Below are 5,939 nucleotides of genomic sequence, written 5' to 3' on the forward strand. Positions count from 1 at the left end.
GAGCCACTTGGCCAGGACGACCTTCTGCTGGTTGCCGCCGGAGAGCGTGGAGACGGCGTCGGCGATCCGGGCGTACTTGACCTGGAGCCTGACCGCCCAGTCGAGGGAGCGGCTGCGTTCGGCGCCGCGGTCCATGAGGCCTGCCTTCACGGTTCTGCGGAGGCCCGTCAGGCCGATGTTGCGCTCGATGGACATGTCCATCACCAGGCCTTGGGCGCGCCGGTCCTCGGGGACGAGGGCGATCCCGGCGGCCATCGCGGTGGACGGGGCGCCGTTGGTGAGCCGGCGCCCGTCGACCTCGACCTCGCCGGCGTCCCAGCGGTCGATGCCGAAGACGGCGCGGGCGACCTCCGTGCGCCCGGCGCCGACCAGTCCGGCCAGACCCACGATCTCGCCCTGCCGCACCTCGAAGGAGACGTCGGTGAAGACGCCCTCGCGGGTCAGCCGGCGCACGCTGAGCGCGACGTCGCCCGGTGCCACGTCCTGCTTGGGGTAGAGCTCGTCGAGGTCGCGGCCGACCATACGGCGCACGAGGTCGTCCTCGGTCATGCCCTCCAGGGGTTCACTGGCGATCCAGGCGCCGTCCCGCAGAGTGGTCACGCGCCCGCAGATCTCGAAGATCTCCTCCAGGCGGTGGGAGATGAACAGTACGGCGGCACCCTGGTCGCGCAGGGTGCGTACGACGGTGAAGAGGCGGGCGACCTCGCTGCCGGTCAGGGCGGCGGTCGGCTCGTCCATGATCAGGACACGGGCGTCGAAGGAGAGCGCCTTGGCGATCTCGACGATCTGCTGGTCGGCGATGGACAGTCCGCGTGCGGGGCGGTCGGGGTCGAGGTCGACACCGAGACGCCGCATCAGCGCAAGGGTGGCCTCGCGGGTGGCCTTGTGGTCGATACGGCCCAGGGTCCGCCGGGGCCGGCGGCCCATGAAGATGTTCTCGGCGATCGACAGGTCGGGGAAGAGCGTCGGCTCCTGGTAGATCACGGCGATACCGGCGTCGCGGGCGTCGCCGGGGCCGTGGAAGACGACGGGCTCGCCGTCGAGCAGCACCTGGCCGGCGTCCGGCCGGTGCACCCCGGCGAGGGTCTTGATCAGAGTCGACTTGCCCGCGCCGTTCTCCCCGGCGAGGGCGTGCACCTCTCCCGGGAACAACTCCAGGGACACGTTCCTGAGGGCACGCACCGCACCGAAGGACTTCGAGATGTCCCTGAGCGCCAGCACCGGGGCCGGACCCGCGTCGGACGGATGGGTCATGGAGGGCTCCTCGACGACGCCGACGGAGAGCCGCCCCGCGCCGTGAAAGGTTTCAACTTGGTTGCCGGGACGTTAGACATGGAGGCCAAGTCGCGTCAATGGGTGCGGAGTGAAAAGTTTCGAGATAAGGAGGTCACGGCGGGGTTACGGAGGACAGGTCACGCGAGAGGGGTTGACACCCTTGCTGGTGGCTCATAGCTTCCGGTCCTGAATCGATTCATATCCGCAGACTTTCAACCCGACGTCACAGGAGCCCTGCAGTGACCGAGCTCGCCGCGGTGAAGGCCGCGCTCAAGACCCAGGCCGTCGAGACGCCGTCATGGGCGTACGGGAACTCGGGGACCCGCTTCAAGGTGTTCGCGCAACTGGGCGTACCGCGCACCCCGCAGGAGAAGCTGGACGACGCGGCTCAGGTACACGCCGTCACCGGCGTCGCGCCGGCCGTCGCCCTGCACATTCCGTGGGACAAGGTCGACGACTACACGGCCCTCGCCCGGCACGCCGAGGACCGCGGCCTGAGGCTGGGCACGATCAACTCCAACACCTTCCAGGACGACGACTACAAGCTCGGCAGCATCTGCCATCCGGACGCGGCGGTACGGCGCAAGGCGGTCGACCACCTGCTGGAGTGCGTGGACATCATGGACGCGACCGGATCGCGGGATCTGAAGCTGTGGTTCGCCGACGGCACGAACTATCCGGGTCAGGACGACGTGCGCGCACGGCAGGACCGGCTCGCGGAGGGGCTGGCCGAGGTGTACGAGCGGCTCGGCGAGGGGCAGCGGATGCTGCTGGAGTACAAGTTCTTCGAGCCGGCCTTCTACACGACGGACGTGCCGGACTGGGGGACGGCGTACGCGCACTGCCTGAAGCTGGGGCCGAAGGCGCAGGTCGTGGTGGACACGGGGCATCATGCGCCGGGCACGAACATCGAGTTCATCGTGGCGACGCTGCTGCGGGAGGGGAAGCTCGGCGGGTTCGACTTCAACTCGCGCTTCTACGCGGACGACGACCTGATGGTGGGCGCGGCCGATCCGTTCCAGCTGTTCCGAATCATGTACGAGGTGGTGCGCGGGGGCGGGTTCACGTCCGAGGTCGCGTTCATGCTGGATCAGTGTCACAACATCGAGGCGAAGATTCCGGCGATCGTCCGGTCGGTGATGAATGTTCAGGAGGCGACGGCGAAGGCCCTGTTGGTTGATCGTGCGGCGTTGGCTGCGGCGCAGAGCTCTGGTGATGTGCTGGAGGCCAACGCCGTGTTGATGGACGCGTACAACACGGATGTGCGGCCGTTGCTTCGTGAGGTGCGGGGGGAGATGGGGTTGGACCCCGAGCCCATTGCCGCGTATGCCCGGTCCGGGTGGGCCGAGAAGATCGTTGCCGAGCGGGTTGATGGTCAACAGGCCGGGTGGGGGGCGTAGTTCCGGGAATCGTCTGCCGGGTACGCATCGCTGCGGAGTGCGGGCCGTATTGGGCTGATCGCGCCCACGACGGGGGTCCCCCTGCTCGTCAAGGGCTTGGGGGAGGAGCCGCACATCGATACAGCCCCGCGCCCCTTTCTTGTACTCCCCTCTCTTGAATGGAGCCCCCGTATGTCACTTCACCCTGAAGCCGAAGCCCTTCTGTCCCGGTCCCATCGGCTCGGCGCCGATTCCCGGAACACCAACTACGCCGGCGGAAACACCTCCGCCAAAGGCACCGACACCGACCCCGTCACCGGCGGTGACGTCGAGCTGATGTGGGTGAAGGGGTCCGGGGGCGACCTCGGGACGCTCACCGAGGCCGGGCTCGCCGTGCTGCGGCTGGACCGGTTGCGGGCGCTGAAGGACGTCTACCCGGGTGTCGAGCGCGAGGACGAGATGGTCGCCGCGTTCGACTACTGCCTGCACGGCAAGGGAGGGGCCGCGCCCTCCATCGACACCGCCATGCACGGGCTGGTCGACGCGCCGCACGTGGACCATCTGCACCCCGACTCCGGTATCGCGCTGGCCTGTGCCGCCGACGGGGAGAAGCTGACCGCCGAGTGCTTCGGGGACCGGGTGGTGTGGGTGCCGTGGCGGCGGCCCGGGTTCCAGCTGGGGCTGGACATCGCGGCGGTCCAGGAGGCCAACCCGCAGGCGATCGGGTGCGTCCTCGGCGGGCACGGGATCACCGCCTGGGGCGCCACCTCCGAGGAGTGCGAGCGCAACTCGCTGCACATCATCCGCACCGCCGAGGCCTTTCTCACCGAGCGCGGGAGGCCCGAGCCGTTCGGGGCGGTGATCGAGGGGTACGAGGCGCTGCCCGGGGGAGAGCGGCGGGAGCGGGCCGCGGCCCTGGCGCCGTACGTCCGCGCCCTCGCCTCGCGGGACAAGGCACAGGTCGGGCACTTCGACGACGCCGATGTCGTCCTCGACTTCCTCTCCCGTGCCGAACATCCGCGGCTCGCCGCGCTCGGTACCTCCTGCCCCGACCACTTCCTGCGGACCAAGGTCCGTCCGCTCGTGCTCGACCTGCCGCCGACGGCTCCGCTCCAGGAAACGGTCGACCGGCTGCAGGAGCTGCACGCCGAGTACCGCGAGGAGTACGCCGCCTACTACGAGAGGCACGCCCTGCCCGACTCCCCCGCGATGCGCGGCGCGGACCCGGCGATCGTACTGGTGCCCGGGGTCGGCATGTTCTCCTTCGGCAAGGACAAGCAGACCGCGCGGGTGGCCGGCGAGTTCTACGTCAACGCGATCAACGTGATGCGCGGGGCCGAGGCGGTCTCGACGTACGCGCCGATCGAGGAGTCGGAGAAGTTCCGCATCGAGTACTGGGCGCTGGAGGAGGCCAAGCTCCGGCGGATGCCGGAGCCCCGGCCGCTCGCCACGCGCGTCGCCCTGGTCACCGGTGCCGGCAGCGGGATCGGGAAGGCGATCGCGCACCGTCTGGTGGCCGAGGGCGCGTGCGTCGTCGTCGCCGACCTGAACGCGCGGAACGCCGCCGCCGTCGCCGAGGAGCTGGGCGGGCCCGACAAGGCGGTCGCCGTGACCGTGGACGTGACGGACGAGGAGCAGATCGCAGGCGCCTTCGAGGCGGCACTGCTCGCCTTCGGCGGGGTGGACCTCGTCGTCAACAACGCGGGCATCTCCCTCTCCAAGCCGCTGCTGGAGACCTCGGCAGAGGACTGGGACCTGCAGCACGCCGTCATGGCGCGCGGGTCGTTCCTGGTCTCGCGGGAGGCGGCGCGGGTGATGATCGCGCAGAGGCTGGGCGGCGACATCGTCTACATCGCCTCCAAGAACGCCGTCTTCGCCGGGCCCGACAACATCGCCTACTCGGCCACCAAGGCCGACCAGGCGCATCAAGTTCGGCTGCTGGCAGCGGAGTTGGGTGAGCACGGCATCCGGGTCAACGGGGTCAACCCGGACGGGGTCGTGCGCGGTTCCGGGATCTTCGCGGGCGGCTGGGGCGCGCAGCGGGCCGCCGTGTACGGGGTGCCGGAGGAGAAGCTCGGCGAGTTCTACGCCCAGCGGACCCTGTTGAAGCGGGAGGTGCTGCCCGAGCACGTCGCGAACGCCGTCTTCGCACTGACCGGCGGGGAGTTGACGCACACCACCGGGCTGCACGTCCCGGTCGACGCCGGCGTCGCGGCCGCCTTCCTGCGGTGAGCGCGGACGTGCGGGCGTACGCCGCGGTCGACCTCGGCGCGTCCAGCGGGCGGGTCATGGTCGGCCGGGTCGGCCCCGGCCTGCTGGAGCTGACCGAGGCGCACCGCTTCCCCAACCGGCCGGTGCGGCTTGCCGAGGGGCTGCGCTGGGACGTGCTCGCCCTGTACGCCGGGGTGCTGGACGGGCTGCGGGCGGCGGGGCAGGTGGACTCCGTCGGCATCGACGGCTGGGCCGTGGACTACGGCCTGCTGGACGCCGACGGCGCCCTGCTCGGCAACCCGGTGCACTACCGCGACGCGCGCACCGAGGGCGTGGCGGAGAAGGTGTGGGCGACCGTGCCGGCCGCCGAGCTGTACGCGGCGACCGGCATCCAGTACGCCCCCTTCAACACCCTGTACCAGCTGGCGGCAGCCCGCTCCACCGCCCAACTGGCGGCGGCCGAGCGCCTGTTGCTCGTGCCCGATCTGCTGACGTACTGGCTCACGGGCGAGCAGGGCACCGAGCTGACCAACGCCTCCACCACCCAGCTCGTCGACCCGCGCACACGTGACTGGTCGTACGGGGTCGCGGACCGCCTGGGCGTCGACCTGGGCCTGTTCGCACCGCTGCGCCGGCCCGGCGATCCGGCGGGCGTGCTGCGGCCCGAGGTGCTGGAGGAGACCGGGCTGCGCGGGCCGGTGCCGGTGCCGGTGACGACCGTCGCCTCGCACGACACGGCGTCCGCCGTGGCCGCCGTACCCGCCGTCGGGGAGCGGTTCGCGTACATCTGCACGGGCACCTGGTCGCTGGCGGGTCTGGAGCTGGACGCGCCCGTGCTCACCGAGGAGAGCCGTGCCGCCAACTTCACCAACGAGCTGGGGCTCGACGGCACGGTCCGCTACCTGCGCAACATCATGGGGCTGTGGCTGCTCCAGGAGTGCGTACGGGCCTGGGGCGACCCCGATCTGGGCGAGCTGCTGCGACAGGCCGCCGAGGTGCCCGCGCTGCGGTCGGTCGTGGACGCGGGGGACGCCGCCTTCCTGGCGCCGGGGCGGATGCCCGAGCGGATCGCGG

At 70.7% G+C, this 5,939-nt stretch carries 4 protein-coding genes; 3 read left to right on the forward strand and 1 reads right to left on the reverse strand.

Annotation, left to right across the window (positions count from 1 at the left end):
* Window positions 1-1,254 (reverse strand): sugar ABC transporter ATP-binding protein (locus RH94_RS33580; RefSeq protein WP_234426214.1); only part of this gene is annotated, 1,254 nt, incomplete at its 3' end.
* 260 nt (window positions 1,255-1,514) lie between these two features.
* Between RH94_RS33580 and rhaI the strand changes: the two genes are divergently transcribed.
* From rhaI to RH94_RS33595, 3 genes are all read left to right on the forward strand, one after another.
* A complete protein-coding gene (rhaI, locus tag RH94_RS33585; protein ID WP_073952101.1) occupies window positions 1,515-2,675 on the forward strand; it encodes an L-rhamnose isomerase in 1,161 nt (386 codons plus the stop codon).
* Between the two features lie 171 nt (window positions 2,676-2,846).
* Window positions 2,847-4,886, forward strand: coding sequence for a bifunctional rhamnulose-1-phosphate aldolase/short-chain dehydrogenase (locus RH94_RS33590; RefSeq protein WP_073952102.1), 2,040 nt, complete (start codon window positions 2,847-2,849; stop codon window positions 4,884-4,886).
* Between the two features lie 56 nt (window positions 4,887-4,942).
* On the forward strand, window positions 4,943-5,939 hold a 997-nt coding region (locus RH94_RS33595), incomplete at its 3' end, for a rhamnulokinase (RefSeq protein WP_234426227.1).

Source organism: Streptomyces kebangsaanensis, assembly GCF_001906585.1.
Lineage (GTDB): Bacteria > Actinomycetota > Actinomycetes > Streptomycetales > Streptomycetaceae > Streptomyces > Streptomyces kebangsaanensis.

What these genes read in the sequence shown, in the direction of transcription:
- RH94_RS33590 (WP_073952102.1), top strand. Translation starts at nt 2,847, where the DNA reads ATGTCACTTCACCCTGAAGCCGAAGCCCTTCTGTCCCGGTCCCATCGG.